Annotated in this window: 28 protein-coding genes; 19 read left to right on the top strand and 9 right to left on the bottom strand. The window is 56.7% G+C overall.

The features are described 5' to 3' along the window. The first annotated feature begins 84 nt into the window (after positions 1-84). From bcp to QGM61_RS02265, 4 genes are read left to right on the top strand one after another with little or no spacing between them, the layout of a single operon-like run. Positions 85-591, top strand: coding sequence for a thioredoxin-dependent thiol peroxidase (gene bcp, locus QGM61_RS02280; protein ID WP_281131737.1), 507 nt, complete (start codon positions 85-87; stop codon positions 589-591). Next, entirely contained in the window at positions 588-1373 is a 786-nt protein-coding gene (locus tag QGM61_RS02275; protein WP_281131736.1) for an alpha/beta fold hydrolase, read from the top strand. The genes bcp and QGM61_RS02275 overlap by 4 nt, the downstream gene beginning before the upstream one ends. Positions 1374-1376: 3 nt before the next feature. Then, positions 1377-2120 carry a pyridoxine 5'-phosphate synthase gene (locus tag QGM61_RS02270; protein WP_281131735.1) on the top strand — a complete coding sequence of 248 codons (744 nt, stop codon included), beginning with the start codon at positions 1377-1379 and terminating at the stop codon, positions 2118-2120. Beyond that, positions 2110-3402: an MFS transporter gene (locus tag QGM61_RS02265; protein ID WP_281131734.1), complete on the top strand. Its 1293-nt coding sequence runs from the start codon at positions 2110-2112 to the stop codon at positions 3400-3402. The genes QGM61_RS02270 and QGM61_RS02265 overlap by 11 nt, the downstream gene beginning before the upstream one ends. 11 nt (positions 3403-3413) lie before the next feature. On the opposite strand, the gene QGM61_RS02260 is transcribed toward QGM61_RS02265, so the two are convergent. Further along, a complete protein-coding gene (locus tag QGM61_RS02260) occupies positions 3414-4112 on the bottom strand; it encodes an arylesterase (RefSeq protein ID WP_281131733.1) in 699 nt (232 codons plus the stop codon). Positions 4113-4303: 191 nt separating this feature from the next. On the opposite strand from QGM61_RS02260, the gene QGM61_RS02255 reads away from it, so the two are divergent. Genes QGM61_RS02255 through pdxH form a run of 4 tightly spaced genes read left to right on the top strand, consistent with a single transcriptional unit; the run spans position 4304 to position 8936 of the window. Beyond that, positions 4304-4987, top strand: coding sequence for an ABC transporter ATP-binding protein (locus QGM61_RS02255; protein WP_281131732.1), 684 nt, complete (start codon positions 4304-4306; stop codon positions 4985-4987). Then, complete coding sequence (locus tag QGM61_RS02250; protein WP_281131731.1) at positions 4980-7625, top strand: ABC transporter permease; 2646 nt, start codon at positions 4980-4982, stop codon at positions 7623-7625. The genes QGM61_RS02255 and QGM61_RS02250 overlap by 8 nt, the downstream gene beginning before the upstream one ends. Positions 7626-7644: 19 nt before the next feature. Next, the gene (locus tag QGM61_RS02245) at positions 7645-8274 is read left to right on the top strand and encodes an MORN repeat-containing protein (protein WP_281131730.1); all 630 of its coding nucleotides are present in this window, start codon (positions 7645-7647) and stop codon (positions 8272-8274) included. A gap of 23 nt (positions 8275-8297) precedes the next feature. Further along, positions 8298-8936, top strand: a complete 639-nt coding sequence (gene pdxH, locus QGM61_RS02240; RefSeq protein ID WP_281131729.1) for a pyridoxamine 5'-phosphate oxidase — start codon at positions 8298-8300, stop codon at positions 8934-8936. A 3-nt stretch (positions 8937-8939) separates the two neighbouring features. Here pdxH and QGM61_RS02235 read toward each other — a convergent pair whose 3' ends face one another. Beyond that, the gene (locus tag QGM61_RS02235; protein WP_281131728.1) at positions 8940-10202 is read right to left on the bottom strand and encodes a 6-phosphofructokinase; all 1263 of its coding nucleotides are present in this window, start codon (positions 10200-10202) and stop codon (positions 8940-8942) included. A gap of 149 nt (positions 10203-10351) precedes the next feature. On the opposite strand from QGM61_RS02235, the gene QGM61_RS02230 reads away from it, so the two are divergent. Further along, a complete protein-coding gene (locus tag QGM61_RS02230; protein ID WP_281131727.1) occupies positions 10352-10927 on the top strand; it encodes a UbiX family flavin prenyltransferase in 576 nt (191 codons plus the stop codon). On the opposite strand, the gene QGM61_RS02225 is transcribed toward QGM61_RS02230, so the two are convergent. Beyond that, a complete protein-coding gene (locus QGM61_RS02225) occupies positions 10893-11378 on the bottom strand; it encodes a TIGR02444 family protein (protein ID WP_281131726.1) in 486 nt (161 codons plus the stop codon). The genes QGM61_RS02230 and QGM61_RS02225 overlap by 35 nt on opposite strands. An 80-nt stretch (positions 11379-11458) precedes the next feature. On the opposite strand from QGM61_RS02225, the gene mpl reads away from it, so the two are divergent. Next, the gene (mpl, locus tag QGM61_RS02220; protein ID WP_281131725.1) at positions 11459-12892 is read left to right on the top strand and encodes a UDP-N-acetylmuramate:L-alanyl-gamma-D-glutamyl-meso-diaminopimelate ligase; all 1434 of its coding nucleotides are present in this window, start codon (positions 11459-11461) and stop codon (positions 12890-12892) included. Between the two features lie 60 nt (positions 12893-12952). Further along, positions 12953-13573 carry an LON peptidase substrate-binding domain-containing protein gene (locus QGM61_RS02215; protein ID WP_281131724.1) on the top strand — a complete coding sequence of 207 codons (621 nt, stop codon included), beginning with the start codon at positions 12953-12955 and terminating at the stop codon, positions 13571-13573. 30 nt (positions 13574-13603) lie between these two features. Here QGM61_RS02215 and QGM61_RS02210 read toward each other — a convergent pair whose 3' ends face one another. Further along, entirely contained in the window at positions 13604-14092 is a 489-nt protein-coding gene (locus QGM61_RS02210) for a chemotaxis protein CheW (RefSeq protein WP_281131722.1), read from the bottom strand. A gap of 192 nt (positions 14093-14284) precedes the next feature. Between QGM61_RS02210 and QGM61_RS02205 the strand changes: the two genes are divergently transcribed. Next, positions 14285-14467: a hypothetical protein gene (locus QGM61_RS02205; RefSeq protein ID WP_237133033.1), complete on the top strand. Its 183-nt coding sequence runs from the start codon at positions 14285-14287 to the stop codon at positions 14465-14467. A gap of 45 nt (positions 14468-14512) precedes the next feature. Here QGM61_RS02205 and QGM61_RS02200 read toward each other — a convergent pair whose 3' ends face one another. Next, complete coding sequence (locus QGM61_RS02200; protein WP_281131720.1) at positions 14513-14671, bottom strand: hypothetical protein; 159 nt, start codon at positions 14669-14671, stop codon at positions 14513-14515. Here QGM61_RS02200 and QGM61_RS02195 point away from each other — a divergent pair. The 3 genes from QGM61_RS02195 (at position 14670) to QGM61_RS02185 (ending at position 16839) form a co-directional block, all read left to right on the top strand. Continuing rightward, positions 14670-15476 carry a S1 family peptidase gene (locus QGM61_RS02195; protein WP_281131719.1) on the top strand — a complete coding sequence of 269 codons (807 nt, stop codon included), beginning with the start codon at positions 14670-14672 and terminating at the stop codon, positions 15474-15476. The two genes, QGM61_RS02200 and QGM61_RS02195, sit on opposite strands and share 2 nt — an antisense overlap. Before the next feature lie 113 nt (positions 15477-15589). Continuing rightward, complete coding sequence (locus tag QGM61_RS02190) at positions 15590-16069, top strand: peroxiredoxin (RefSeq protein ID WP_281131718.1); 480 nt, start codon at positions 15590-15592, stop codon at positions 16067-16069. Positions 16070-16089: 20 nt separating this feature from the next. After that, positions 16090-16839 (top strand): dienelactone hydrolase family protein, encoded by a 750-nt coding sequence (locus QGM61_RS02185; RefSeq protein WP_317622122.1) that lies wholly within the window; start codon positions 16090-16092, stop codon positions 16837-16839. Between the two features lie 56 nt (positions 16840-16895). Here the strand turns inward: QGM61_RS02185 and QGM61_RS02180 are convergent, their stop codons facing one another. Continuing rightward, positions 16896-17522, bottom strand: coding sequence for a CoA pyrophosphatase (locus QGM61_RS02180; RefSeq protein WP_237133037.1), 627 nt, complete (start codon positions 17520-17522; stop codon positions 16896-16898). A 50-nt stretch (positions 17523-17572) separates the two neighbouring features. Beyond that, positions 17573-19678, bottom strand: coding sequence for a TonB-dependent receptor (locus tag QGM61_RS02175; protein WP_281131717.1), 2106 nt, complete (start codon positions 19676-19678; stop codon positions 17573-17575). A gap of 344 nt (positions 19679-20022) precedes the next feature. Between QGM61_RS02175 and QGM61_RS02170 the strand changes: the two genes are divergently transcribed. Both QGM61_RS02170 and QGM61_RS02165 read left to right on the top strand, forming a co-directional pair. Beyond that, on the top strand, positions 20023-20823 hold the full coding sequence (locus tag QGM61_RS02170) for an SDR family oxidoreductase (protein ID WP_237133039.1): 801 nt from the start codon (positions 20023-20025) through the stop codon (positions 20821-20823). A gap of 66 nt (positions 20824-20889) precedes the next feature. Further along, on the top strand, positions 20890-21375 hold the full coding sequence (locus QGM61_RS02165) for a peptidylprolyl isomerase (RefSeq protein ID WP_237133040.1): 486 nt from the start codon (positions 20890-20892) through the stop codon (positions 21373-21375). Here QGM61_RS02165 and QGM61_RS02160 read toward each other — a convergent pair. Both QGM61_RS02160 and QGM61_RS02155 read right to left on the bottom strand, forming a co-directional pair. Then, complete coding sequence (locus QGM61_RS02160; protein WP_237133041.1) at positions 21372-21776, bottom strand: VOC family protein; 405 nt, start codon at positions 21774-21776, stop codon at positions 21372-21374. The two genes, QGM61_RS02165 and QGM61_RS02160, sit on opposite strands and share 4 nt — an antisense overlap. After that, the gene (locus QGM61_RS02155; RefSeq protein ID WP_281131714.1) at positions 21773-23200 is read right to left on the bottom strand and encodes an aldehyde dehydrogenase family protein; all 1428 of its coding nucleotides are present in this window, start codon (positions 23198-23200) and stop codon (positions 21773-21775) included. Before QGM61_RS02155 ends, QGM61_RS02160 begins: the two co-directional genes overlap by 4 nt. A gap of 165 nt (positions 23201-23365) precedes the next feature. Between QGM61_RS02155 and QGM61_RS02150 the strand changes: the two genes are divergently transcribed. Then, positions 23366-24514: a hypothetical protein gene (locus QGM61_RS02150; protein WP_281131713.1), complete on the top strand. Its 1149-nt coding sequence runs from the start codon at positions 23366-23368 to the stop codon at positions 24512-24514. A gap of 48 nt (positions 24515-24562) precedes the next feature. Next, the gene (locus QGM61_RS02145; RefSeq protein ID WP_281131712.1) at positions 24563-25126 is read left to right on the top strand and encodes a peroxiredoxin; all 564 of its coding nucleotides are present in this window, start codon (positions 24563-24565) and stop codon (positions 25124-25126) included. The last annotated feature ends 9 nt before the right edge of the window (positions 25127-25135 follow it).

Raw genomic sequence — 25135 nt, 5'->3', positions numbered from 1 at the left:
GGGTCTTTATCAACAATCCGCCGCCCGCCATGACGACTGTCTATCGTAACGCTATAATGTATTGTTTTTAAAGGGAGCATGTCCATGAGTACATCTGACACCAAGACAGCAAACAGACCTCAGTTGCCGCAGACAGGCAAGCAGGCGCCAGCCTTCAAACTGCTTGATCAGCGCGGGGAGCCAGTGTCGCTGGCTGATTTTAAGGGCAAAAAGAATGTAGTGCTGTATTTCTATCCAAAGGCCATGACGCCGGGCTGCACGGTTCAGGCGTGTGGACTGCGTGACAGCCAGAGTGAGCTTGATGCGCTGGATACCGTGGTGCTGGGCGTGTCGCCTGACCCGGTTGCCCGCTTGCAGAAGTTCATCGACAAGGAAGAACTGAACTTCACCCTGCTGTCAGATGAGGATCATGCCATCGCCGAGAAATACGGTGCCTGGGGTCTGAAGAAGTTCATGGGCCGTGAGTATATGGGAATACTGCGACAGACCTACATCATCGACAAGCAGGGTAAACTGCAGCACGTGATGGACAAAGTGAAAACAAAAACCCACCATGACGATGTCATCAGCTGGATTAAAGAGAATTTGTGAGCAGCGTAGCACTTAACTTCAAAAAGTACGGTTCAGGCGGCGAGCCGTTGATCATCATTCACGGCCTGTTTGGCAGCCACAGCAACTGGGCCTGGCATTGCCGCAGGTTCGCCGAACATTACACCGTTTACGCGCTCGACATGCGTAATCACGGTGCCTCGCCTCATGTGCCATCCATGGATTACGCGGCAATGGCCGAAGATGTTGTCCGCTTCATGTCAGAGCAGGAGCTGGATCACGCACGTGTGCTGGGTCACTCCATGGGTGGCAAAGTGGCCATGCAGCTGGCGCTCAGCAAGCCGTCGCTGGTCGATCGACTGATCGTCGCCGATGTGGCGCCAGTGCCGTATGGCGGTGAACGTGGTGAACACGACGAGATCTTTGAGGGGCTTTGCGCATTGCAACCCGAAGCGCTGGAGACAAGAAATCAGGCCGATCAGCAGCTGGCAGAGTGGGTGGAGGATGAAATAGTCAGGCAGTTCCTGCTGTCAAATCTGGTGCGACGTGAGGCTGGTGGTTTTCAATGGCGCATCAACCTGCCGGTGCTGAAAGAAAGCTACCCGGCACTTCGAGACGGGCCGTCTGCAGAAGGACCTTTTGACGGGCCTGTACTGTTTATTCGCGGTGATCTGTCTGACTACATCAAGCCCGAACACAAAGACGCTATATTAAAGCTGTTTCCCAAGGCAACCGTAAAAACCATCAAGCAGACCGGACACTGGCTGCATGCAGAGAAGCCGGAAACATTTCACCGATTGGCTGCGGATTTTCTGGGAGACTGAGTCATGACTCTGCTGAGTGTCAACGTAAACAAGATTGCGCTGCTGCGAAATTCGCGTGGTACCAACTACCCGGATCTGCTGGCATTTGTTGAAAAAATTCTTGATGCTGGTGTAAAGGGTATTACCGTACATCCGCGACCCGATGAGCGGCACATCACGCGGCAGGACGCCCACGATATCGCCGGGTTTTTAAAGGATCGCCCGGACGTGGAGTTCAACATAGAAGGCTATCCGTCTGATGGTTTCATGCGGCTGATTGAAACCATAAGACCGGCCCAGTGCACACTGGTGCCCGACGAGCCAGGGCAGCTGACCTCAGACCACGGCTGGGATGTGCGAGCCAGCAAGGGGCTGTTGACTGATGTACTGCCCACACTGCGGGGCTGGGGCGTGCGCAGCAGTCTGTTCCTGGATCCTGTTCCCGCGCTTGTCGAGGATGTCCGCGCTGTCGGGGCCGATCGCATCGAGCTTTACACCGAACATTACGCCCGCGTTTTTGCAAAAGCTGACAGTCAGCGTCTGCAGCAGACGCTGGAAATCTATCACCAGACGGCGCGTGCTGCTGTTGAGGCTGGCATTGCTGTCAATGCAGGCCACGATCTGAACCTGCAGAATCTGGCGGCCCTGCTTGAGGGGGGGCTTGTTCACGAAGTGTCTATTGGTCATGCCTTGATTGTGGAATCGCTGGAGCTGGGCATGGCCGAGGTCCTGGCGCGATACCTGGCCATCACCCGCAATGCTGCCTAAGCCGCCTGTCTATTATGGCTACTGGATAATTCTGGCGGCCTTTGTTACCCAGTTTGTAGCCATTGGCATGCAGAACTACATCATCGGCCCATTCACGGTACCGATGATTGATGAATTTGGCTGGTCGCGGGCCGAATTTACCTCTGCGCGATCGATAGGTCAGATGGTTGCTGCGTTTACCGGATTTTTTATAGGAGCCGGTGTCGACCGCTGGGGCGGCCGTCCCTTCATTCTGGCGGGTCTGGTTGTGCTGTCGGTGTCACTGTTTGCGCTGGGCAGCGTGCAGTCGCTGGGGCAGTGGATTGTCATCAATGGTGTAGCGCTGACTGTCGGCTCGGCGATGATCGGCAACCTGGTCGTCAACGTCACACTGGGCAAATGGTTTGTGACTCAGCGTGGGCGTGCGGTCGCACTGGCGGCCATGGGTATTTCACTCAGCGGCGTATTACTGCCGCCGATCACGACTACCCTGGTGGATACCCTGGGCTGGCGTGAGGCCTGGCATGTGCTTGGTATCGCAGCGGCGATCCTGATATTCCCTGCGGCGCTGGTCATCAGGCGCAGTCCCGAAGACTACGGCATGAACCCCGATGGCCACACTGCCGAGCAGATGGCCACCGAACTGGGCGACAAAGCCAGACTTGATTACGCCAGCTCCATGACAAGGCGTCAGGCCATGCGCACCGGGCGCTTTTACACCCTGGTCGTCGCCTTTGGCCTGTTCCAGATTTCCATTACAGTGATGCTGCTGCAGACCGTGCCCTTCATGACGGATGCCGGATATTCACGCATCGTCGCCGCCTCAATGATTTCACTGACATCCATACCTGCGTTTATCAGCAAACCTTTCTGGGGCATTTTGATTGATCGCTATAGCGCACGACCACTGGCGGCAATTGGCGCCGGCATTACCGGCTTCTCCTTGATCATCATTGTGCTGGCGGTGCAGGTGAAAAACGACATGCTGGTTTACGGCGCGTTTTTGCTGATGGGTGTCGGCTGGGGAGGCCTGGTGCCGCTGCAGGAGGTCATCTGGGCAACCTTTTTCGGGCGCCGTTATCTGGGTTCGGTGCGCGCCACTGCCATGCCTTTCACGTTTGCGCTGACAGCACTGGGTCCAGTGATGGCGGCCGGCTACTACGATCGCGCGGGCAACTACGACAATGCTTTTCTGGCGATGGCGGTTTGCAACCTGATAGCCGCAGTGGTCCTGATGGTGATTTCTGACAAGCGCCCGCTGTATGTGCAGCCTACTGTTGATGACTCAGCTAACAGGCCTTAGTTTCGGTTGCGTCAGCTTTCAGGTTCCATCATCGGCAATAACACGGGCCATACAATATCAACAATCATGCCCTGCGCCTCAGCGCGCGGGTGAATGCCGTCATCCTGCATTAACTCGGGCTGGTCAGCGATGCCGTCCAGCAGGAAGGGAATCAATGTCGTACCGTACTGGTCCGCAAGTTCCTGGTACTGGTCGTAGAAGGGCTGCGTATAGCGTGGCCCATAATTGGGTGGAATCTGGATGCCAACCAGCATGACGCGTGCGCCTGCCTGCTGGCTCAATTCGATCATCTGCTGCAGATTGGCGCGAATGGTGGGGACTGGCAGGCCGCGCAGGCCGTCATTGCCGCCCAGTTCAAGGATCACGATGTCGGGTTGCGTGCTGTCGAGAACTGCAGGCAGTCGCGCCAGACCGCCACTGGTGGTTTCGCCGCTGACACTGGCGTTTTGCACCTGCCAGTCCAGGCCGTTAGTGTCCACGCGCTGCTGCAGCAAAGCCACCCAGCCCTGTTCCTCATCCATGCGGTACGCAGCGCTCAGGCTGTCTCCGAATACCAGCACCACGCCAGGTTCGGACTCTGCCCACGTAGCCGCCGGCACAGAGGCCAAAACTGTGATGAACGCCAGGGTCGCGACCTGAGCCACGAATCGACACGAAAATGCGACCTGTCGCAACAACTTGCGGCAGGCAGGAACAGATTTGTCAGGCATAAGTCAGTACAATACACCGTTTGTGAAAAGACGATTGCAAAACACTAGAGTAAGACTTCTGCAGCATCGCTGCAATGCAGGGAGTCCGGTTACTGCCGGCAGCAAAATGAACCTGGCAGCCACTCTCAACGTATTCATTACGCTTTCTAGATACGAGCGAACCGTAAAATCAGGTTAGGAGACGCCAGCGCATGACAGCCATTCTGGAAGCCAGACATCTGGCCAAACAAGTCAGTACCAGTGAGGGCCAGCTGGTTATCCTCAAGGATATCAATCTGAGTATCAAGCCGGCGGAGACAGTTGCCATTGTTGGCGCATCGGGTTCCGGCAAATCCACGCTACTTGGGCTGATGGCAGGTCTGGACACAGCCAGCAGCGGCGACATGCTGCTGGATGGCGAAAATCTCTCGGCAATGAACGAGGACGAGCGGGCCATCATTCGCGGCCAGTCAGTTGGTTTTGTGTTTCAGTCCTTTCAGCTGCTGCCCAGTCTGACAGCGCTGGAAAACGTCATGCTGCCAATTGAGCTGAAAAATGACAGCGATGCCCGGGGCAAAGCGGCAAGGCTGCTGCAGCGTGTGGGGCTGGAGTCGCGTCTGCATCACTACCCCAACCAGCTTTCCGGTGGCGAGCAGCAGCGCGTCGCCATCGCCAGAGCCTTTGCCTCCGAGGCACGTATCCTGTTTGCGGATGAACCCACGGGCAACCTCGATACCGCGACCGGTGCCAAGGTCATTGATCTGCTGTTTTCGCTGAATGCTGAATTTTCCACGACCCTGGTTCTGGTAACTCACGATGACCGCCTCGCGGCGCGCTGCAAACGAGTGATCCGACTGGTGGCGGGCGACATCACTGAGGACAGCCGGCATGAGTGATCAAGGCAGCAAAAGCGTCAACGGCGCTGGTCTGCAGCCCTTGACCCTGATTCGCATTGCGCTGCGCCTGCTCTGGCGCGACTGGCGCGGCGGCGAATTAAAACTCTTGCTGTTCGCCATGATCATGGCTGTCACATCAGTCAGTGGTATCGCGCTGTTTACTGACCGGCTTGAACGGGCACTGTTGCAGGAGTCAGCCAATATGCTGGCTGCTGACCGCGTGCTGAGCGGGCGTACGCAGCCGCCCCGTGAATGGCTGCAGGAAGCGGAATCCCGTGGCCTGCAGACTGCCGAGTTTGTTGCCTTCGCATCCATGGTATTTTCCGATCAGGGCAATATGCTGGTGTCTGCCAAGGCAGTCAGCGATGCCTACCCTCTGCGTGGCGAGCTGCAGGTGGCGGATCGGCCATTCGGTCCTCCTTATGTCAGTGATCAGGGCGGCCCCGAACCGGGCGAAGTCTGGGTGGAGTCACGCATCCTGCCAGCGCTGGGTGCTGAGGTGGGTGACAGCCTATATCTGGGGGACGCAGAATTTGTCGTCAGCCGTGTTCTGGTTCAGGAACCGGATCGACAGCAGGGCGGCATGATGGAAAACGCCGGTCCACGACTGTTGATGCATCTGGAAGATGTGCCAGCCACCAATATCATTCAGCCTGGCAGCCGCTTGACCTATCGCTATCTGTTTGCCGGCGACCAGGTGGCACTGGAAACCTTCGAGGATTGGCTGCAGTCTCAGCCGGAGAACGGCTTCCGGCTAAGCGATGTGCGTGATGAAAGTCAGGAAGTGGCTGAGGCCCTGGGGCGTGCCGAGAGCTTCCTGATGCTGGGCAGTCTGTTTGCGGTGCTGCTAGCTGGTATCGCCATCGCATTGACGGCGCGTCGCTATAGTGAGCGGCATTTTGACTATGCCGCCATCCTGAAAACCATGGGCTGCACGGCGGGGCAGATATCGGCGATTTACTTCGTTATTCTGGCAGCCCTGCTGGTGCTGGCCGTAGTCCTGGGTTCGGTGCTGGGCTGGCTGGTTCATGAAGCCATTCTGATAGCCCTGGCCTCAGTTATTCCTATTCAGCTGCCAGAGGCGTCTTTCCTGCCCTACACTGTAGGCGCGGCGACGGCGCTGATCTGCCTGTTCGCCTTTGCCCTGCCACCCTTGCTGGCGCTCAAGCACACCTCTCCGCTGCGAGTGCTGCGCAAAGATCTGGATGACTCCCACCTGAGTACCCGCTTGCCTTATGCGCTCGGTCTGGCTGGTGCGCTCGTGTTAATTCTCTGGTACAGCCAGGACCTGCTTATCAGTGCCATTCTAGTCGCTGCCGTGGCGGGTGTCGCGGTGACTCTCGGCCTGCTGTCACTGCTCCTGCTGCGCAGTGGCTCGGCGGTTGGCATGCGCGCTGGCAGTGCCAGTATGCTGGCCATGTCTGCGGTGCGGCGGCGACGTCGTCAGAGTGTGCTGCAGGTGCTGGTGTTCTCACTGACCATCATGAGCCTGTTAACGCTGGCGCTGCTGCGGACAGATCTGATCAGGGACTGGCAGGCACAACTGCCCGAGAATACCCCCAATCATTTCATGATGAACATCACTGAATCCCAGGTAGATGGCATGGAGGCGTTTCTGGCACAGCGGGATATCGCGACAAATGCGTTTTACCCGATGATGACAGCCGGACTGGTCAGCGTGAACGGCGAACCGCCCCGCAACCCCTGGGACGATGACGATGATGAGGGACAGCAGAATCTGACCGAACGCAGCGGACAACTCAATGAGATGTCGCCCGAGGATGGCCAGAGCGGCGACGCTCAGAGCGAAGGCGAAGAGGGGGAGCGTGAGCGGGTGATCAATCGTCAGGTGACCTATACCGATTCGTTACCTCCGGACAACCAGATTGTCGCCGGCGAATGGTGGTCGGGTGAGGACATCGCCGGCCAGGTGTCTGTTGAAGATGATTATGCTTCACGGCTGGGTGTGTCGCTGGGCGACGAACTGGTATTCCGTGTCGGTGAAGACGAAGTGACAGTAACAGTGACCAGCATGCGCAGTGTTCGCTGGGACAATATGCAGCCGAATTTCTTCTTCATATTTTCGCCAGGCACGCTGGACTACCTGGGCGCTACCTATCTGTCTACGCTACTGCTGGAGGGCGAGGAAAAGTTGCAGCTAAACGAGCTGCTGCGGCAGTTTCCGACCATCGTGGTACTTGAGGTCGATGCTCTGATTGAGCAGATTCAGACAATCATTGCGCAGGTCAGCTCGGCAATTGAACTGATTGCGGTGCTGGTTCTGCTGTCTGGAGCGCTGGTGCTGCTGGCCTGTGTCAACGCCACGCTGGATGAGCGTTTTCGGGAGAACGCGATCCTGCGAACCCTGGGTGCGGGCAGGCGGCTGATCTTGAATGCGCTGCTGCTGGAATTTGCCTTTATCGGGTTGTTGGCCGGTTTAATTGCTACCATAGGAGCAGAATTGAGTCTTTACTACCTGCAGACGCAGGTATTTGGCCAGGACTTCAGATTGCACTATTGGGTGTGGTTTGCCGGTCCATTGGCGGGAACCATCATTATCGCTGTACTGGGCGTCAATGCCACGCGGCGAGTTGTCAATACCAGTCCCCTGGCGGTGCTGCGGCAATTGACGGTCTGACAGAACAGGAGTCGACACTATGAGACTGACAGGAACAATCAAACAGGGCATGCAGTGGCTGCTTGCCTTGACCCTGATGAGTGCGGGCGCCATCAGCCTGGCGCAGGAAAGCGGCGTGGATGAGCTCAGCCGTGAGTGCGTGTATGGTGACTGCCAGGAAGGTTTCGGCACGCTGGAAATTCGCACGACACTGGGTACCGATCGGTATGAAGGTAACTTTCAGGACGGCAAATTCCATGGTCATGGTCGCTACGAGCGGATGATCAGTCGTTTTGAGCGCGCCTACTACGAGGGAGACTGGGTGTTGGGAGTCAAGGAAGGGCGTGGCACCTATTGGGATGGTCGCGATCGTCTGTACATAGGCCAGTGGCGTAATGACCGCAGACATGGTTATGGCTCCTATTTTATTGGCATAGAAGACTGGCATCCCAACAAGCATTCCGAGCACTGGCTGCGTGAAAATGTTGAAAACTATACCGGTGATTTTGTGGATGATCTGTATCAGGGGCAGGGAACTTACCGATGGCCGGATGGTCAGAGATACGTCGGCGGTTTCTACGCCAATGAAAAACATGGACCTGGCACGTTTTACTATCCAACCGGCACTCGTCGTGATCAGGTTTGGGAATATGGCCGCTTCGTCCGATAACCTGGAATAATAGAGACGCTGTAATGGATTTGCAATCGATTCGCCGTGAGTATTTGCGCGGCAGCCTGACCCGCGAAGATCTGCTGGATGACCCAATCAAACAGTTCCAGCGATGGATGGAAGAAGCCATCAGGATGGAGCAGACGGAACCCACTGCGATGGTGGTGGCGACCACGCCACGCGACGGACAACCCAGTCAGCGTGTTGTATTGCTGAAGGGAGTTGATGAGCGTGGTTTTACGTTCTTCACAAATTACGAGAGCCGCAAGGCCCGTGAGATCGCGGTCAATTCGCGTGTCAGTCTTCACTTTCCGTGGCTTAGTATTGAGCGTCAGGTCATCATCGGTGGCGTGGCCGAGAAAGTATCTGTGGAAGAATCCCGCGCCTACTTCAGCAGTCGTCCTAGAGAAAGCCAGCTAGGCGCCTGGGCTTCACCACAAAGCCGTGTGCTGGAGTCTCGCGAGAGCATGCTTGCGCAATTTGATTCGATTTCCAAAAAGTTCAAGGACGGTGATATTCCGCTGCCGGAATTCTGGGGAGGGTTTCGCGTGCGTCCCTGCCAGATCGAGTTCTGGCAGGGAGGGGCGAGACGCCTGCATGATCGTTTCGTTTATACCCTGCAGGCTGGCGGAGACTGGAATATCGAGCGGCTGGCGCCCTGATTATCAGCGCGCTTCCCAGTCGGGTAGCTGCTTCTTCTCCAAAACTGATTTCAGGCGTGCATACTGTGGCAGACCGTTTTTATACGGCGGGTAGTCCTCACCCTTGATCAGCGGTGAGAAATACCTGCGTGCCGTTTCAGTGATACCGAAACCATCTTCTGTAATGTAGTCTCGGGGCATTGGCTTTTCGACGTTTGCGACGTCAGCCAGTGCTGCTTCGCCAATTTCCCAGTCATACTTGTCACCAGGTTTGCGCACAATAGTTGGCATGACTGCATTCTTGCCAGCCAGTGCAAATTCCACAGCAGCCTTGCCGACAGCGTAGGCCTGCGCCACATCAGTTCCCGACGCAATATGCCGTGCTGCGCGCTGCAGGTAATCGGCGACCGCCCAGTGGTATTTGTAGCCAAGTTCCTGTTTGACCATGCTGGCAATAAACGGTGCCACGCCGCCCAGCTGTGTGTGTCCGAAGGCATCTTTGCCGCCAGCGTCAGCCAGGAACTGCCCGTTGTCGTAACGAGCGCCTTCTGACACAACAATTGCACAATAACCGTACTGGTTGACGCAGTGTTTGACGCGTCTCAGAAAGCTTGCCTTGTCGAATGCGATTTCCGGGAACAGAATAATGTGAGGTGCGTCACCCTCCTGCTCTGAAGCCAGACCTGCTGCGCCGGCAATCCATCCGGCATGGCGCCCCATTACCTCCATCACAAACACTTTTGTTGAGCTTTCGCACATAGACGCGACATCAAGGCCAGCTTCGCGAATTGATACCGCGACATACTTGGCGACTGATCCGAACCCGGGACAGTTGTCAGTGATTGGCAGGTCGTTATCGACAGTCTTCGGAATGCCGATGCAGGTGATCGGGAAGCCTTCTTTGAGGCTGAGCATGGACACCTTGTTGGCGGTGTCCTGCGAGTCGCCACCACCGTTGTACAGGAAGTAACGGATATTGTGCGCCCGGAAAACATCCATCAGGCGCTGATACTCCGCGCGGTTGTCTTCCAGGCTCTTGAGCTTGTAACGGCAGGAACCAAATGCGCCTGCGGGTGTGTGGCGCAGGGCCGCGATGGTGGCATCGGACTCTTTACTGGTGTCGATCAACTCTTCACGCAGTGCGCCGATGATGCCATTCATGCCGGCGTACACTTTGCCGATCCTGTCTGAGTGTTTGCGGGCGGTTTCGATAACGCCACAGGCGCTGGCATTGATGACGGCGGTCACGCCGCCGGACTGAGCGTAAAAAAGATTGGCTTTGGACATGCTGTACCTGTGGGATTTCCTGTGAGCGGTGGAGGCGAGATGCAAAGTGGAACGGGTCGGGGCATAATGGTACAAATTGTGTCGCGCATTGGCAATCCGCCGCCGCGCGTGTCTCGTATCGTAGATTCCTGCCTGATTCGGATTTTTACATGAAGCGATTGATCATAGGGATGTCAGGGGCCAGCGGGCTTATTTACGGCATCAGACTCCTGGAAGTGTTAAAAAACACCGACGACGTCGAAACCCACCTGGTAATGACACCCTCAGCACGTCTGAATATCAGTCTCGAAACCGACTGGCAGGCTGATGAAGTAATCGCGATGGCTGACCAGTTTCATTCCGTCAAAGACCTGGCTGCCAGCATTGCCAGTGGCTCCTACCGGACGGATGGCATGGTAGTCGCGCCATGTTCGATCAAAACCCTGTCGGCCATTGCTAACTGCTATGCCGATAATCTGCTCACCCGCGCTGCCGATGTGGTCCTCAAGGAGCGGCGACGACTGGTGCTGATGCCGCGTGAAACGCCTCTGCACACCGGGCACTGTGAATTGCTGTTGAGGGCGAGTCAGATGGGGGCCATTCTTGCGCCGCCCATGCCAGCCATGTATGCGCGGCCGCAGTCGGTTGACGACATCATCAACCACAGCGTGGGACGAGTGCTGGATCTGTTTGATATCGAATCAGGTCTGGTCAAACGCTGGCTGGGAGCTGCGGCGCAAACCTGAGCAGCGCCTGCCACCGGGCATCGGGGATAGCGGGTGCAAACAGACCACCATAGCCGCACAGATTGTTCCGGATGGACTGCTGGCTACCGCTGGCAGTGGACTGTTCGATCCAGGGTACGGCCATTGCTTCGAGCTCTTTCAATAGTGCGAGCTCGGCCTTCAGCTCTGCGGCTTTGATTCGCTCTCTCAGTTCAGACTGTGCCTGCCAGCCTTCTTTCATCCAGCGACGGGCAGCTCGCAAGGGCCGAATGACCTGCTGCGACAGGGACTGACTGTGCGCCAGTGTCTTTGACCCCAGAGTCTCTGGCAGGTCGCCCACGCAGGCGCCGTACCAGCAAAGGAACAGTGCGTAGGGCACATCGATGCCGTATTCATCCTGCAGGAACAGGCAACACCCCTGGACTTCAGGTTGCTGGTACAATTCGAGCGCGTAGTCGGTCAGCGATATCATTCGGCAATGACTGTCTTGTTGGATTTATCCTGATCGTCGACAGGATGCTACATTAGGGATATTAGCGTACAGGATCACTTATGCGAATTCATATTCTGGGTATTTGCGGCACATTCATGGGCAGCCTGGCCATTCTGGCCAAGGAGCTGGGCATGCAGGTGAGCGGCTCGGACGCCAATGTGTACCCGCCCATGAGCACGCAGCTTGAGCAGCAGGGTATCGCCTTGCACGAGGGTTTTGATCCTGGCCATCTGCAGCCGCACCCTGACCTGGTGGTCATCGGCAATGCCATGTCACGCGGCAATCCCAGTGTCGAGTATGTGCTGAACCGCGGTCTGCCTTACTGCTCTGGTCCCGAATTTCTGTCCCGTTATGTATTGCCGGGCAAGTGGGTGCTGGCAGTCGCTGGTACCCATGGCAAGACCACCACCAGCGCCATGCTGGCATGGATTCTGGAATTTGCCGGTATGCAGCCAGGTTATCTGATTGGTGGTGTTCTCAAGAATCTGCCGTCCTCGGCCCGACTCGGAGGCAGTGATTTTTTTGTTGTCGAGGCGGATGAGTATGACAGCGCCTTCTTCGACAAGCGCTCGAAGTTTGTTCATTACCATCCCCGAACACTGATTCTGAATAATCTTGAGTTCGACCATGCCGACATTTTCCCGGATCTGGCGGCTATCCAGCGACAGTTTCACCATTTGCTGCGCACGGTGCCGTCTGATGGGCTCATCGTCTGTCCCAGTGACATTACGGCCCTTGAGCAGGTGTTCAATCAGGGGTGCTGGACGCCCGTGCAGTACCTTGACTGGCAGGGGCAGGAACGCGCCGATCGATCGGGCATAGGCTGGCAGGTCGAGTTGCTCAGCCCCGACGGCAAGGTGTGTGAAATCCACAGAACCGGCCCGCAAGGCAGCAACAGCAGGGCGGTTATAGAGTGGCAACTGACCGGGCGCCATAACGCCTTTAATGCGCTGGCTGCGGTGGCCGCCGCCTATCACGTCGGTATCGATATTGGCGTCGCCTGCGAGGCGCTGTCGGCGTTTCAGAGCGTCAAACGACGCATGGAGTTGCTTGGCGAGGTACAGGGTGTGTATGTATATGATGATTTTGCGCATCATCCAACTGCCATCGAAACAACGCTCGATGGCATGCGCAAGTCGCTGGGCAGCACGCCGGGCGCCAGATTGATCGCAGTCATCGAGCCACGCTCCGCAACCATGAAGCTTGGCGTTCATCAAAGCACGCTGGGTGCATCCACTCAACACGCAGACATGGTGTTGTGGATGGCCGCGGATAATTCTGGCCTGGATGTTGAGCAACTGGTCAATGAAAGCCCCGTGCCGGCACTGGCCTTCAATCAGGTGGACGATATAGTCAATTATCTGGCCAACTACTCGCGCGCAGGTGATCATATCGTCATCATGAGCAACGGGGGATTTGGTGGCATCCACCGTTTGCTGCTCAATGCGCTGGCGTCGAGAAATTCAGCAGGCGCCGAGCTTGAAGAATCATAGGGCCAGAGTCTGTGCTCGGACCACGACCTAAAGCCCTGGTCGCCAACAGGAGAAATCGCTGTGGACAAGCATGAACTGATTCCACTGTTTCCTCTCCGCTCGGTATTGTTTCCGGGTGGAAGACTGCCGTTGCAGATATTCGAACAGCGCTATCTGGACCTCGTGAGCCAGTGCCTGCGCAGCGACAGTGGTTTTGGTATCTGCCTGCTGAAAAAAGGTGAGGAGACGGTCCGGGCCGGCACCAGTCAGCAGGTCCACCGCACTGGCACGTATGCCCGCATAGTAGACTGGGACAAGCTGCCAAACGGCCTGTTGGGTATCACGGTTGAAGGCACACGCAAGTTTCGCGTGCAGGAATGCTGGCCTCGGGCAGATAAAGTCCTGATGGCTACAGTCGAGTGGGCTGATACAGATTTTGTGGGCCAGCCTGCGATTGAGCCCAGCGATGATCAGGCACATCTGGTGGATCTACTGAAAGACCTGATGGTGCACCCGCTGGTGGAGAATCTGGGGCTGGAAATCGATATGCGCGATCAGCGACAGGTCGCCTGGCGACTGGCCGAGCTGTTGCCGGTGCCCGCCGACGACAAGCAGCGACTGCTGGAGCTGGATGATACCGATGAGCGATTGCGGGAGCTTGAAAACCTGCTGGCAACAGTGCTGCGTTACACATCCGGCTGAGCGGCCTGCAGGGCCACGCAGCCAGTCCTGTTACCTTGGCAACAACTCAACAATCCGGTCAAAACCAACCAGAATCAGCAGCAGGTCTTCCTGGTTGTAGACACCCTGGATGAATCTGGCTGAGGCATCCTGTCCAGTGTTGGGGGCAATTTCCATGGCTGTTTCGTCGAGGTCGACGACGGCGGCGACTCGATCCACCAGCACCCCCACGATGAAGTCTTCAACCTCGACCACGATAATCCGCGACTGTGAGGTTACATCGCGCCCTGGCAGGGCAAACACCGTGCGTGCGTCGATGACAGTCACAACATTGCCGCGCAGGTTGATAATGCCCAGGATGAAACCGGGAGCGCCCGGCACGGGTGTGATTTCGGTGTAGCGAAGCACCTCATTTACCCGTGCAGCATTGATCGCGTAGGTTTCTTCACCCAGTGCAAAACTGACGTGTTTGATGACGTTGCGCGGCAGCTCTTCATCGTGCTGGTTGGCGTCAACGGCCAGCGCTTGGCTTGCGTTCATGAATTAATCCTGTCGTTGTCGTAACGGCTACTTTTCTGTTAGCGGCCAGTTTCAAAAAAAATTGAGTATCAGAGTGTACCCGGGTGCTGCACTGGCGAAGCCGGGGTATATCATTCATAATTCGTTGTCACCGGGGCTGTTAACCCAGCCTGCAACGGCGGTAAGTGACACAGCAGGAAATCAGGAGATTGCATGGCGGAAGTTTGGCTTAGTCCAGGCAGCTGGACGCACGAGCAGTGGTTGATCGTCAGTATTCTGGCCTTCATTATCATCGCGGTTATTGTAATTGCTTACCGATTGGCAAAAATTATCGGCAGTGTCGGCAAAAAGCGGGAAATGCCGGTATTGCGCCCCGGCAAGAGACCGAGGCGTTAGTTCGGCGCCCGGGTGATGAGGGTTGGTGAACAGCCCGGCTGTTGATTACAGCAGCATGATGTCGAGCAGCGCAGCCACACCGGCCAGTGCCGCAACGACTACCCCAAGCCAGCCCAGCAGTGCCCAGATTCGAAACGCTTTGCCGTTCTCCGGGTACAAACCAGATTGTTCATATTCACGTTCGGGTTTTTCTGAATCGCTCATGGCAACCTCCTGGCTGAAACGCATAAATCTACAGATGGCGACCCTGTTGTGTGTGGTCAGCTTGCCTGCCAATGCCATAATGATGCGTCATGATACCGGATACACGCGCTATCTCGCCAGTGAATCAGAGTATCCGGCAATCTTTCCGCTACTTGAGGATGAGCGCAGCAAGACCTGTGTGGCAACGCTTATCGCGGCGCGTTGGGCCATCACGGCCGCTCACTGCATAGAGCAGGTCGGCATGGATGTAAAGGACGACACACTTGGCCACCCCGTGCAGATCAATAAACAATCTCACACGGTTACCAGAGTCCACTTTCACCCCCACTGGCCAGGCCAGGCGGGCCCGCTGAACAGTGCTGGTGAGGTGGACCTGGCTCTGCTCTACCTTGATAGTCCTGTGGCAGAGGTTGCGCCCATACCCTTGTATCAGGGCGATGCTGAGCAGGGCCGGGAGATGAGTTTTGTCGGCTGGGGTTATGCCGGTTTCGGCAGCAGTGGTCAGCGTTTTAATGATGGCAGACTGCGACGCGCCGCCAATCGCGTGGATGAGGCAGCTGCCCGGCTGCATTTTTATTTTGATGACCCTGCTGGACCTGCAAGTACCGCATTGCCTCTTGAGGGTATTCCCGGTCTGGGGGACAGCGGTGGACCAGCACTTGTGCTGGAACAGGGTGAATGGCAGCTCGCCGGCATAGCCGTGGGTGAAATTGACCAGGGGCAGCGCTGGGGGCGTTATGGCGCCCGGGTTGTCTATGAACGCATCGGGCAGCACATTGACTGGGTCCGCCAGATCATCCGCTAGCCGTTCAGCTCCGTATCGACTCTCAGGTGAATTTGCTACACTCGAAAGCCTGTGCTGAATAACTCAGCTTTCCCGATTCAAGTTTCTCATTCAACAATCCATGCGAGGTGCACATGAGCGTTAACAAAGGTGACAAGATTCCAGCAGCGACACTAAAAGTAATGGGCAAAGACGGCCCCGAGAGTATCAGCACCGATGCAGTATTCGCAGGCAAAAAAGTTGTGCTGTTCGCCGTTCCGGGCGCTTTTACACCTGGCTGCACCGTGACCCACCTGCCTGGTTACGTCGTCAATGCTGACAAGATCAAGGCTAAAGGCGTCGACACGATCGCCTGCGTTGCCGTAAATGACGCGTTTGTCATGGACGCCTGGGGCAAAAGCCAGAATGCTGACGAAATACTGATGCTCGCTGATGGCAATGCAGAGTTCAGCAAGGCGCTGGGCCTGACGATGGATGCCAGTGGTTTCGGAATGGGTACCCGCAGTCGCCGCTACGCGATGATCGTCAATGATGGCGTGATCGAGCATCTGGCGGTTGAGGACGGTGCCGGCGTCAATGTCAGCGCGGCAGAAAAAATTATGGAGCAACTGTAGCCGTTGCGGAGGCCCCGACCATGCTGAAGACAGAATATATCGAATATCAGGATGGAGATGTCGTCCTGGAAGCCTATGTGGCTTACGATGAGGACGCCAAAGAGCCGCGCCCATGTGTGCTGGTGGCGCATGACTGGACCGGGCGCCGTGCCTACGCCTGTGCTGGTGCCGAGCGCATGGCCGAGCTGGGTTATGTGGGATTTGCGGTGGACGTCTACGGCAAAGGCAAGTTTGGCAAAGAGGGTGATGTCGAAGGTAATTCGGCACTGATGAAGCCATTCGTGGAAGACCGTGCGCTTTTACGTGGCCGCATGTTGGCGGCCCTGGCGGCGGCACGCAAACTGTCGCAGGTAGACGACAGCAATATGGGGGCCATGGGTTACTGCTTTGGCGGTATGTCAGTGCTTGAGCTTGCGCGCTCGGGCGCGGATGTGAAAGGCGTTGCCAGCGTGCACGGCCTGCTGTTCGCAGGCGAAGCCCCTTCCAGCAAGGCAATCCAGTCCAAAGTGCTGGTGCTGCATGGGCATGATGATCCCATGGTGCCCCCCGAGCAGGTATTGGCATTCGAGCAGGAAATGTCGGATGCTGGTGTAGACTGGCAGGTACACGTCTATGGCGGCACCAAACATGCCTTCACCAATCCTGGGGCCAATAACCCTGACTTTGGTACCGTCTACAGCCAGACTGCCAACCGTCGGGCTGAGCAGGCTCTGGCCAACTTCTTCCATGAGTTGTTTGTGGATACTCCCCCGCTGGATGTCGCTCCCTGAGCACTTCCGATGGCCCGGTCTGGTCTTTCCGAGCAGCTCCGGGTCAACTCGCAGAGTCAATGTGAGGCGTGCAGCTGTTCTGCCAGATGATGCAGGATGGCTGCCGTGGCGCCCCATATCCGGTAATGCCGGAACTGCAGCTCCCGAAACTTGCGCTGTCGGTTCTGAAACTCCATGGAACTGATCCTGTACTGTGAAGGATCAAGAATCAGTGAGGCCGGCGCATAAAATATTTCCGCTACCTCATTGGGGCAGGGTGTGACCGGTGTGTCCGGAGGCACCAGACCAACAACCGGAGTCACGTGAAAAGCTGACGGCATCAGCAGGGCTGGCAGCGTTCCCATGATCCGCACCGAGTCAGGTGGCAATCGGGTTTCTTCCTCGGCTTCCCGCAAGGCAGTGGCAATCAGATCAACATCTTCCGGGTCTCTGGAGCCGCCGGGCAGACTGATCTGTCCGGCATGGCTGCGCAGATGCTCCGTGCGCCGGGTCAGCATGATCATGGGTTCCGGGCCTGAGGCAATGATGGGAATCAATACGGCAGCCTGACGCACCGGCTTGCCGTAGATGTGGCTTGCCGGTCTCAGGATCTGGTCTTCAGGATCGGGAGGTTTAATCAGCCCGCTGGGCGAAGGCGAGAGCTGAAAGAAATCCTCCAGCCTTTGAATCAGTTCCTCGCCCATGGTCTGTTTTTACTCTCCTGTATCAGCCCTCACTCTTTAAAGAGCCAGGATTAATTGAAACGCCAGTTAAGGGCAACAAAGGCGCGCAGCGGTTCGCCGGGGAAGTAGCGGTCTCCGCCGAAAGCTGACCAGTCAGCCCGTTCTGCATACTTGCGATCTGTCAGGTTGAGGATATTGACTGACAATGTCAGATCCTCAGTGGCATCCCAGCGCGTGCGCAGATTCAGTACGTCGTGGCCTTCGTAGCTGTTCAGGTTGTCGGGGCTTGTGTAGTACTCACCCTGTGCTACCCACTGCAGCTCTGTCATCAGGCTGGTGCTGGGGCGCCACTGCAGCTGTACACTGCCAAAGTTGCGTGGTGCTGTAGCGACATCCTTGCCGTTCAGGTTGACACCATTGGATATCTCGTCATTCTCGTAGGTATGACGTGCGTGGTTGTATGCCGCGCTGAGGCGCCAGGCGTCACTGATCTCGTATGCGCCTGACAGTTCAATACCGCGATGACGGGTATGCATGTTGTTCAGGTTGATACGATTGCTGTCGGTGATAATCTCGTTGTCCTTGTCCATGTAGTAGGCAACGGCTTCGTACTGCAGTCGATCCACAGAGCCTTCAAAGCCGAGCTCCACGCTGTCTATTTTCACCGCGTCCAGGTCAGCCACGTTCTGATCATTCTGCAGGCGATACAGCTCAGTGGCCTGCGGCGCGCGATAACCGCGTGTAACGCGGAACTGCACATCATGCGAATCATTCAGTGCATAGCGCAGCGCAAATTTTGGCGCCCAGTTGCCAAAAGTATCCTGTCTGTCAGACGGGCGGTTGTAGCGACATCCGCCGAAGCCACAGGGAGTACCATCTTCACGGGTGCGACCAGAAATCATGTTGTTGGTGTAGTCGTAACCGATGCGCTCGAAGCGCAGACCGAGGGTTACGTCAAAACCACTGTCCCAGTACTGCTGATATTGAACGAACGGTGCCATTTGCGTAGCGTCTACGTCATAGTCGTAGTGACGCCCCTGAGGGATCGTCGCCTGCAGAAACGCAGAACCCTGAGTTGGCTGATCCTGACGCTGCACCAGCGAGCCGCTGGTAAACTCGACGTCTACACCGGCAGCCAGTTGGCGCTGTTCATCAATCTGTTTGTAGCTGGCGAACTGCATGCCGACGCTGCTGTGCTGATTGGTTTCGGTTGGTGTGCCGGGCAGGAAGTGCTGGATGAAGTCCAGATCGGCATCGCGGTAATACGGTGTCAGCACGACATCCCAGCCGCCATCCAGCTCATAGCTGATGCGCGTCCAGGCGCGCATGCTGCGATTGTTGCGATAGGCCTCGGGGTTTGGGTTGGTGCGGCGCAGATCGTCATCTTTATACGCTTCGGCGCCCACGACGTAGCCTGCGGTTTCCTGATTCAGGTTGGTGAGAGTGATGCCACCGTCCAGCGTCATGCCGTTGTCCAACGTGGTTTCATACAGCCATGACCCCTTTTGCTGGTCGTAACCGCTCTCTGGTCGGAATCCTTCCTCGCTGATGCCGTTAAGCAATACTGTCTGGCGCACGCCGCCATCTTCGCCAAAACCGATGCGGGCATTGCCGCGCAAGGTGCCACGTGGGCCATATTCCACAGTCAGGTCATTGCCAGTACCGGCGCGTGGCAGTACCACGTTGATCATACCGTGCACAGCGTTGGATCCGTAGAATGCAGTGCCCGGCCCGCGGATGACCTCAATGCGTTCTGCGTTTTCAGAGTGGGAGTCGAACAGCTCGTTTACATTACAAAAGCCTGCTGCGCGCAGCGGGATACCCTGTTCCGCCAGCAGGAAGGCGCCACATGCGCCACCACCGCTCAGTACGGGCGAGCGGATCGCAGTCAGGCTTTCCTGGCCGTTATTGCGGTTGATGTTAACCCCGGGCAGGCGGTTGGCCGCTTCCTGAATATGCGTGTGGGAAATTAGCCGGAGCTCTTCCTCACTGAGCACCGCAATGGATGCGTTCACGTCCGAGAGGCTTTCCGGGCGGCGTGAAGTGGAAATCACCTGAATTTCCTCAATCGCCGGCGTGCCGCTCTGCGCAAAAGCTGACGGTATGACAGCGGCTGAAGCAGCGGCGCAGGCGGCTGCAAGCAACGTCTTCTGAAATTTTCGATTAGCTGTACTCATAATAACTCCCCTTGATACATGCTTGTTCCTCGGCGCTTGACTCTATGCCCTTTGGGGTACCTGTGCCCATTTGACAGCGGCATCGGTGCTTTACCTGCTATGGGCAGCACTTCTTATAGGCATTCAGAGTGGAGATCGCCGAAAAAATCGCCATTAACATAACACAAATAGCGCCTGCCACGTTATCGCCTGCGTTGACTGGTGGTATCGTTTGGTTGTTCTGCATAAGGTATTTTTTGCAATTGTCATACAGAGGTGGTGTTATCTTGACCGGCAGAACAACATAAGCAATTCAGGCGTGCAGCCTGTGATACGGACGATTGACTGAATCTGGGGGAAAATACGTGCAGATCAAAGACAAGGTGGTAGTGGTAACGGGTGGTGCCAGTGGTATCGGGCGCGCATTATGCGAGCGTTTCGCTGAGGAAGGCGCATCGGCCGTAGTAGTGGCTGATATCAATCAGGCAGGCATCGACGAGGTGGTTGCCGCGATTAGCGGACGCACGCGCACCCTGGGTATTGTCACAGACGTCAGCAAAGAGGCGGATGTGCAGCGTCTGGTAGAAGAAAGCAGAAAGGCTTTTGGTGACATTGACCTGTTTTGCTCCAATGCCGGAATTTTCACCATTGGTGGTGAGGAAGTCAGCAATGAAAACTGGCAGCGGATCTGGGACATCAATGTCATGGCGCACATTTACGCGTCCCGCGCGGTTCTGCCAGCGATGCTGGAGCGCGGCGAAGGCTATCTGCTCAACACGGCTTCGGCTGCAGGTTTACTGAGTCAGATCGGCTCTGCACCCTATGCGGTAACCAAGCACGCAGCCATAGGGTTCGCTGAATGGCTGTCGATCACCTATGGCAATAGAGGCATCAAGGTCTCTGTCCTCTGTCCGCAGGCTGTTCGCACGCAGATGACAGCCAATACCCGCGGTGGTGGTGTGGCTGGTGTCGATGGCATGCTGGAGCCGGAGGCTCTGGCGCAGACCGTCATCGAAACGCTGGCCGAAGAGCGCTTCCTCTGCCTGCCCCATCCGCAGGTGTTGACCTACATGCAGCGCAAGAGCGGCGACTATGATCGCTGGCTGGGCGGCATGCGCAAACTGCAGGACAGATTTGCCGAGCAATACAAGCGCTCAGGGGACTGACAAGACATCGACGCCCATAAATGTTAGGGTATCGCGGATTTTTAGAAAATACAGGAAATGATCACAATGAGTTTAATGATAGGCAAAAATGCAGTCGTAGGTATCAACTACACACTGACCAATGACGCTGGTGAAGTTATGGATACCTCAGAGGGTCGCGGCCCGCTGGTTTACCTGCATGGAGCCAATAACCTGATTCCGGGGCTGGAAAAGCAGCTGGAAGGCAAGGCCGAAGGCGCCACTTTCAAAGCAACCATAGAGCCGGCTGAGGCTTATGGCGAGAGCAATCCGGAGCTGGTGCAGACGCTTCCGCGCGAAATGTTTAAGGGCGTCGATAACATTGAGCCTGGCATGGGCTTTACGGCTCAGGGTCCGCAGGGACAGCAGCACATCGTGGTAACCGAAGTGAACGGTGACGAAGTCACTGTAGACGGCAACCACCCGATGGCTGGCAAAACGCTGCACTTTGATGTGGAAGTAGTCAGTGTTCGTGACGCGAGCGAAGAAGAAATCGCCCACGGTCACGTCCATGACGGAGATCACGCGCACTAAGCGCTCTCCAAAAGCTCTACCCAGTTACCGTCCGGGTCGGCGACCATGGCAATGGTCACACCCGGACGGATGACTTTTGGTGGCACCGGAATCTTGAACCCCGCCTTTTCGCAATGTGCCACGCTGTCCGCCAGATTCTTAACGTAAATCGTAAAGTAACGCATGCCGGTTGCTGCCGGAATGCCGCCCGGCGCTGCGTCGTGTGGTGGTGCCTTGTCCAGTTGAACAATCTTCAGCACACTGTTGCCGACCTTCAGTCTATTCATGGTGCCCCCGGAAGGCATCGGAATGACACCCTCCAGTTGCAGACCAAGTACATCCTGATAAAACGCCAGCATGGCATCCGCATTCCGGGTAATTATTCCCAGGTCTATGGCCTGCTTGCCGATATCAAGGCTCATGCGTTGTAGCCCATCACGGCCTTGATCTCAAGATAGTCATGGAAACCTTCTTCGCCCCATTCGCGACCATTGCCTGATTGCTTGTAACCACCAAACGGCGCGGCAAAGTCCGGGCCGGCGCCATTCATGTGCACCATGCCGGTTCGCATGCGACGCGCGATCGCGCGGGCGTGCTCCGGCTCCCCGGATACATAGCCGGACAGGCCATATACTGTATCGTTTGCGATGCGAACGGCATCCTCGTCATCCTTGTAACCGATAATCGACAGCACCGGTCCAAAAATTTCCTCGCGAGCGATGGTCATGTCATTGGTGACATTGGCGAACACGGTAGGTTTAACAAAGTAGCCGGTTTCCAGGCCTTCGGGTTTGCCAGTACCGCCAGCAACCAGCGTGGCGCCCTCGTCGATACCGGCCTGGATCAGGGACTGGATTTTGTCGTACTGAACCTGGCTTACCACTGGGCCCAGTCGTGTTGCTTCATCGGCCGGGTTACCAGGCACTGCTTTGGCAGCGACCACTTTGGCGATCTCGATGGCTTCAGCCATTTTTGACTGTGGTACCAGCATACGGGTTGGGGCATTGCAGGACTGACCACAATTGCCAAAACAGCCCATGATGCCGCCTTTAACAGCCGCCGCAAAATCGGCCGAGTCCAGAATGATGTTGGCAGACTTGCCACCCAGTTCCTGGCACACGCGCTTGATGGTGTCGGCCGCTGCTTTGGCCACTTCACGTCCGGCGCGCGTGGAGCCGGTGAACGAGACCATGTCCACTTCCGGGTGCGAGGAGATGGCAGCGCCAACGCCAGGGCCATCGCCATTCACCAGATTGAATACACCTGCCGGCACGCCAGCGTCGTGAATGATTTCCGCCAGTATCATTGCGCTGATGGGAGCCACTTCACTGGGTTTGAGCACCATGGTGCAGCCCGTTGCCAGTGCCGGCGCGACTTTACAGGTCAGCTGGTTCAGCGGCCAGTTCCAGGGCGTGATCATGCCGCATACGCCGATGGGTTCCTTGATGATCTGGGTCTTGCCGCGAGCTTCTTCGAATTCGTAGTTGGCCAGAATCTGGCGGGCGGTCGCAAAATGGCCGAGGCCGGTGCCAACCTGCGCACTGCGCGCAAAGCTGATCGGCGCACCCATTTCCTGCGAGATGGCCTGGGCCAGGTCCTCGGAGCGTGCCTTGATGCCCGCCAGGATCTTGTCGAGGATGGCCAGCCGCTCTTCCACGCTGGTCTGGGACCAGGCCGGGAAGGCGTCACGCGCTGCCTTTGCAGCCGTATCAACATCGGCCGCTGTCCCCAGCGACACGCGGGAAAACACCTGTTCTGTTGCCGGGTTTATGACACCAACAGTGTCGCGACCTTCCGGTTTAATCCACTCGCCGTTGATATAAAACGACAGGTAATCATTGCTCATTTATGTTCCCCCAATGTTGTTACGTCAGTTCGGTAGTCAACTTCAGACGCCGATTATGGGATAAATCAAAGACAACTGCCAATCCGTGCGCGCTGGCGTATACTGAAGGCTGGTGAACGAAGCCTGTTGGCACTGCGGTCATCTACCAGACCCAGGCACATTCTTGTGAGGTTGCTGCGACACACCATGATTCAGGCCATTTCCAGCCAGCACCGTCTGCTGTCAGTCAGCAGAGCGACACCTCTCGCGGCCAGCGTCGGCCGCGCGTTGGCGGTATTGCTTGTATCTTTTCTGGTCTTGCAGACACTTCCGGCCATTGCGCAAAACCAGTCCGGCGATTCTGAGCCAGGATCTGCAGGAAGTATGGACGTTTCTGAGGTCGAAGCGACACCAGAGGTAGATCCTGAGCGGCTGCAGTGGGAGCGTGACGCTGCCGGGCTGATAGCGCAGCTGGACAATCTGACCAACTCACTGGGGTTATATGACCCGGCCCTGCTGGAGGTTCAACGGGATCTGGGTTCTGCATTGCTCAGGCTGGATCGCCACCAGGAAGCTGCCGATGTATACGCGCGGGCGTTGCAGCTGGCCCGCGTCACGGATGGTCTGTACAGCGCGCAGCAGCTGGCTGTGCTGGATGGGCTGATAGCGGCTCACAGCGGCCTTCAGGACTGGGAAAAGGTGGACGACTACGAACACCTGCGCTTCTCCCTGGCAACCCATCAGCAGGACCCTCAGTCACCAGAATACATCGATGCGCTGCTTGCCCGCAGCGAATGGTACCTGCAGGCCTCACGCCACAATCTTTTGAGCCGGCCGGGAAATGATTTTCAGATCCGGCAATTGCATGATCTGAATCTTGCACACGAGCAGGCACTTGCCACCGCCAGTGAGCAGTCAGACCCCGCGCTGCACTGGGAGCTGCTGGACACCATGCTGCAGACTGATATCGAGATTGCACGCCATGTCGCCTACCAGGGCATGAGGGACATTTTTCCGTCCGAACCTCGTTATGTAATGCAGACCGTCTGCCGTATGGTCTCGGATGGCAATGGCGGTGCGCAGCGCGTGTGCTGGCAGCAGCGAGTCAGCAATCCGGATTTCTACAATTCAGCTGCCAATCAGCGTCGCCACGAACTGGAGCGCACGCGCGCCAATCTGCTGACAACCCGGCGGGAGATGGAGCAGTTCATGGTGACGCATCCAGATTTTGTCAGCCAGCGTAGCGATGAGGTCAACAATCGTCTCGCTCAGATTGACCAGGTGGTTTCAGAGTTGCAACGTGAAGCCAGTCGCGCCGCTTTCAGGTCCTGGTAGCCGAAGCAGGTCTGATCGCAAAACAACACTAATAACAGGAGTTTTGGCATGAAAAATACATCTACAGCATTAACCCGCCGGTTCGCCGTAGTGGCCATCGGTTTGCTGGCTGCGCTGGCGCTGCCATTCGCACAGGCACTGGAGGTTGGAGACAAAGCTCCTGATTTCACGCTGCAGGCTTCTGACGGCAATACCTACAGCCTGTCGCAGTTTGTAGGCAAACAGCCGGTAGTGCTGGCATTCTTCCCGGCTGCCTTTACTGGCGGCTGCACCATTCAGTGCAAGGCAATCCGCGACAGCAGCGACGAAATCAAAAGCTTTGATGTCGCGTACTTCATGGCCAGCGTCGACACTGCTGAGAAAAATACCGAATTCGCCACCGAATATGGCCTCGATTTTCCGGTTCTGGCCGACCCGCAGAAAACCATGACGGCTGACTACGGTGTGCTCAGTGAACGGGGATTTGCCAATCGCTGGACCTACTACATTGACGTGAACGGCGTGGTAGTGAAAATAGACAAACAGACCAACCCCAACACAGCCGGCCAGGATCTGGCTGATAATATGGCAGATCTGGGTTTTCAGCGACGGACAGCAACGGCATCGCGCTGATGAGGTTCC

Origin of the sequence: Pseudohongiella sp. SYSU M77423 (genome assembly GCF_029911965.1) — a bacterium.
Classification (GTDB): Bacteria; Pseudomonadota; Gammaproteobacteria; order Pseudomonadales; family Pseudohongiellaceae; genus Pseudohongiella.
This window is presented reverse-complemented; position numbering and strand designations above follow the sequence as displayed.

Excerpts from the sequence above, each read along its gene's own strand:
- bcp (WP_281131737.1), top strand. The coding sequence starts at position 85 with ATGAGTACATCTGACACCAAGACAGCAAACAGACCTCAGTTGCCGCAG.
- QGM61_RS02270 (WP_281131735.1), top strand. The coding sequence starts at position 1,377 with ATGACTCTGCTGAGTGTCAACGTAAACAAGATTGCGCTGCTGCGAAAT.
- QGM61_RS02265 (WP_281131734.1), top strand. The coding sequence starts at position 2,110 with ATGCTGCCTAAGCCGCCTGTCTATTATGGCTACTGGATAATTCTGGCG.
- QGM61_RS02260 (WP_281131733.1), bottom strand. The coding sequence starts at position 4,112 with ATGCCTGACAAATCTGTTCCTGCCTGCCGCAAGTTGTTGCGACAGGTC.
- QGM61_RS02255 (WP_281131732.1), top strand. The coding sequence starts at position 4,304 with ATGACAGCCATTCTGGAAGCCAGACATCTGGCCAAACAAGTCAGTACC.
- QGM61_RS02250 (WP_281131731.1), top strand. The coding sequence starts at position 4,980 with ATGAGTGATCAAGGCAGCAAAAGCGTCAACGGCGCTGGTCTGCAGCCC.
- QGM61_RS02245 (WP_281131730.1), top strand. The coding sequence starts at position 7,645 with ATGAGACTGACAGGAACAATCAAACAGGGCATGCAGTGGCTGCTTGCC.
- pdxH (WP_281131729.1), top strand. The coding sequence starts at position 8,298 with ATGGATTTGCAATCGATTCGCCGTGAGTATTTGCGCGGCAGCCTGACC.
- QGM61_RS02235 (WP_281131728.1), bottom strand. The coding sequence starts at position 10,202 with ATGTCCAAAGCCAATCTTTTTTACGCTCAGTCCGGCGGCGTGACCGCC.
- QGM61_RS02230 (WP_281131727.1), top strand. The coding sequence starts at position 10,352 with ATGAAGCGATTGATCATAGGGATGTCAGGGGCCAGCGGGCTTATTTAC.
- QGM61_RS02225 (WP_281131726.1), bottom strand. The coding sequence starts at position 11,378 with ATGATATCGCTGACCGACTACGCGCTCGAATTGTACCAGCAACCTGAA.
- mpl (WP_281131725.1), top strand. The coding sequence starts at position 11,459 with ATGCGAATTCATATTCTGGGTATTTGCGGCACATTCATGGGCAGCCTG.
- QGM61_RS02210 (WP_281131722.1), bottom strand. The coding sequence starts at position 14,092 with ATGAACGCAAGCCAAGCGCTGGCCGTTGACGCCAACCAGCACGATGAA.
- QGM61_RS02205 (WP_237133033.1), top strand. The coding sequence starts at position 14,285 with ATGGCGGAAGTTTGGCTTAGTCCAGGCAGCTGGACGCACGAGCAGTGG.
- QGM61_RS02195 (WP_281131719.1), top strand. The coding sequence starts at position 14,670 with ATGGCAACCTCCTGGCTGAAACGCATAAATCTACAGATGGCGACCCTG.
- QGM61_RS02200 (WP_281131720.1), bottom strand. The coding sequence starts at position 14,671 with ATGAGCGATTCAGAAAAACCCGAACGTGAATATGAACAATCTGGTTTG.
- QGM61_RS02190 (WP_281131718.1), top strand. The coding sequence starts at position 15,590 with ATGAGCGTTAACAAAGGTGACAAGATTCCAGCAGCGACACTAAAAGTA.
- QGM61_RS02185 (WP_317622122.1), top strand. The coding sequence starts at position 16,090 with ATGCTGAAGACAGAATATATCGAATATCAGGATGGAGATGTCGTCCTG.
- QGM61_RS02180 (WP_237133037.1), bottom strand. The coding sequence starts at position 17,522 with ATGGGCGAGGAACTGATTCAAAGGCTGGAGGATTTCTTTCAGCTCTCG.
- QGM61_RS02175 (WP_281131717.1), bottom strand. The coding sequence starts at position 19,678 with ATGAGTACAGCTAATCGAAAATTTCAGAAGACGTTGCTTGCAGCCGCC.
- QGM61_RS02165 (WP_237133040.1), top strand. The coding sequence starts at position 20,890 with ATGAGTTTAATGATAGGCAAAAATGCAGTCGTAGGTATCAACTACACA.
- QGM61_RS02160 (WP_237133041.1), bottom strand. The coding sequence starts at position 21,776 with ATGAGCCTTGATATCGGCAAGCAGGCCATAGACCTGGGAATAATTACC.
- QGM61_RS02155 (WP_281131714.1), bottom strand. The coding sequence starts at position 23,200 with ATGAGCAATGATTACCTGTCGTTTTATATCAACGGCGAGTGGATTAAA.
- QGM61_RS02145 (WP_281131712.1), top strand. The coding sequence starts at position 24,563 with ATGAAAAATACATCTACAGCATTAACCCGCCGGTTCGCCGTAGTGGCC.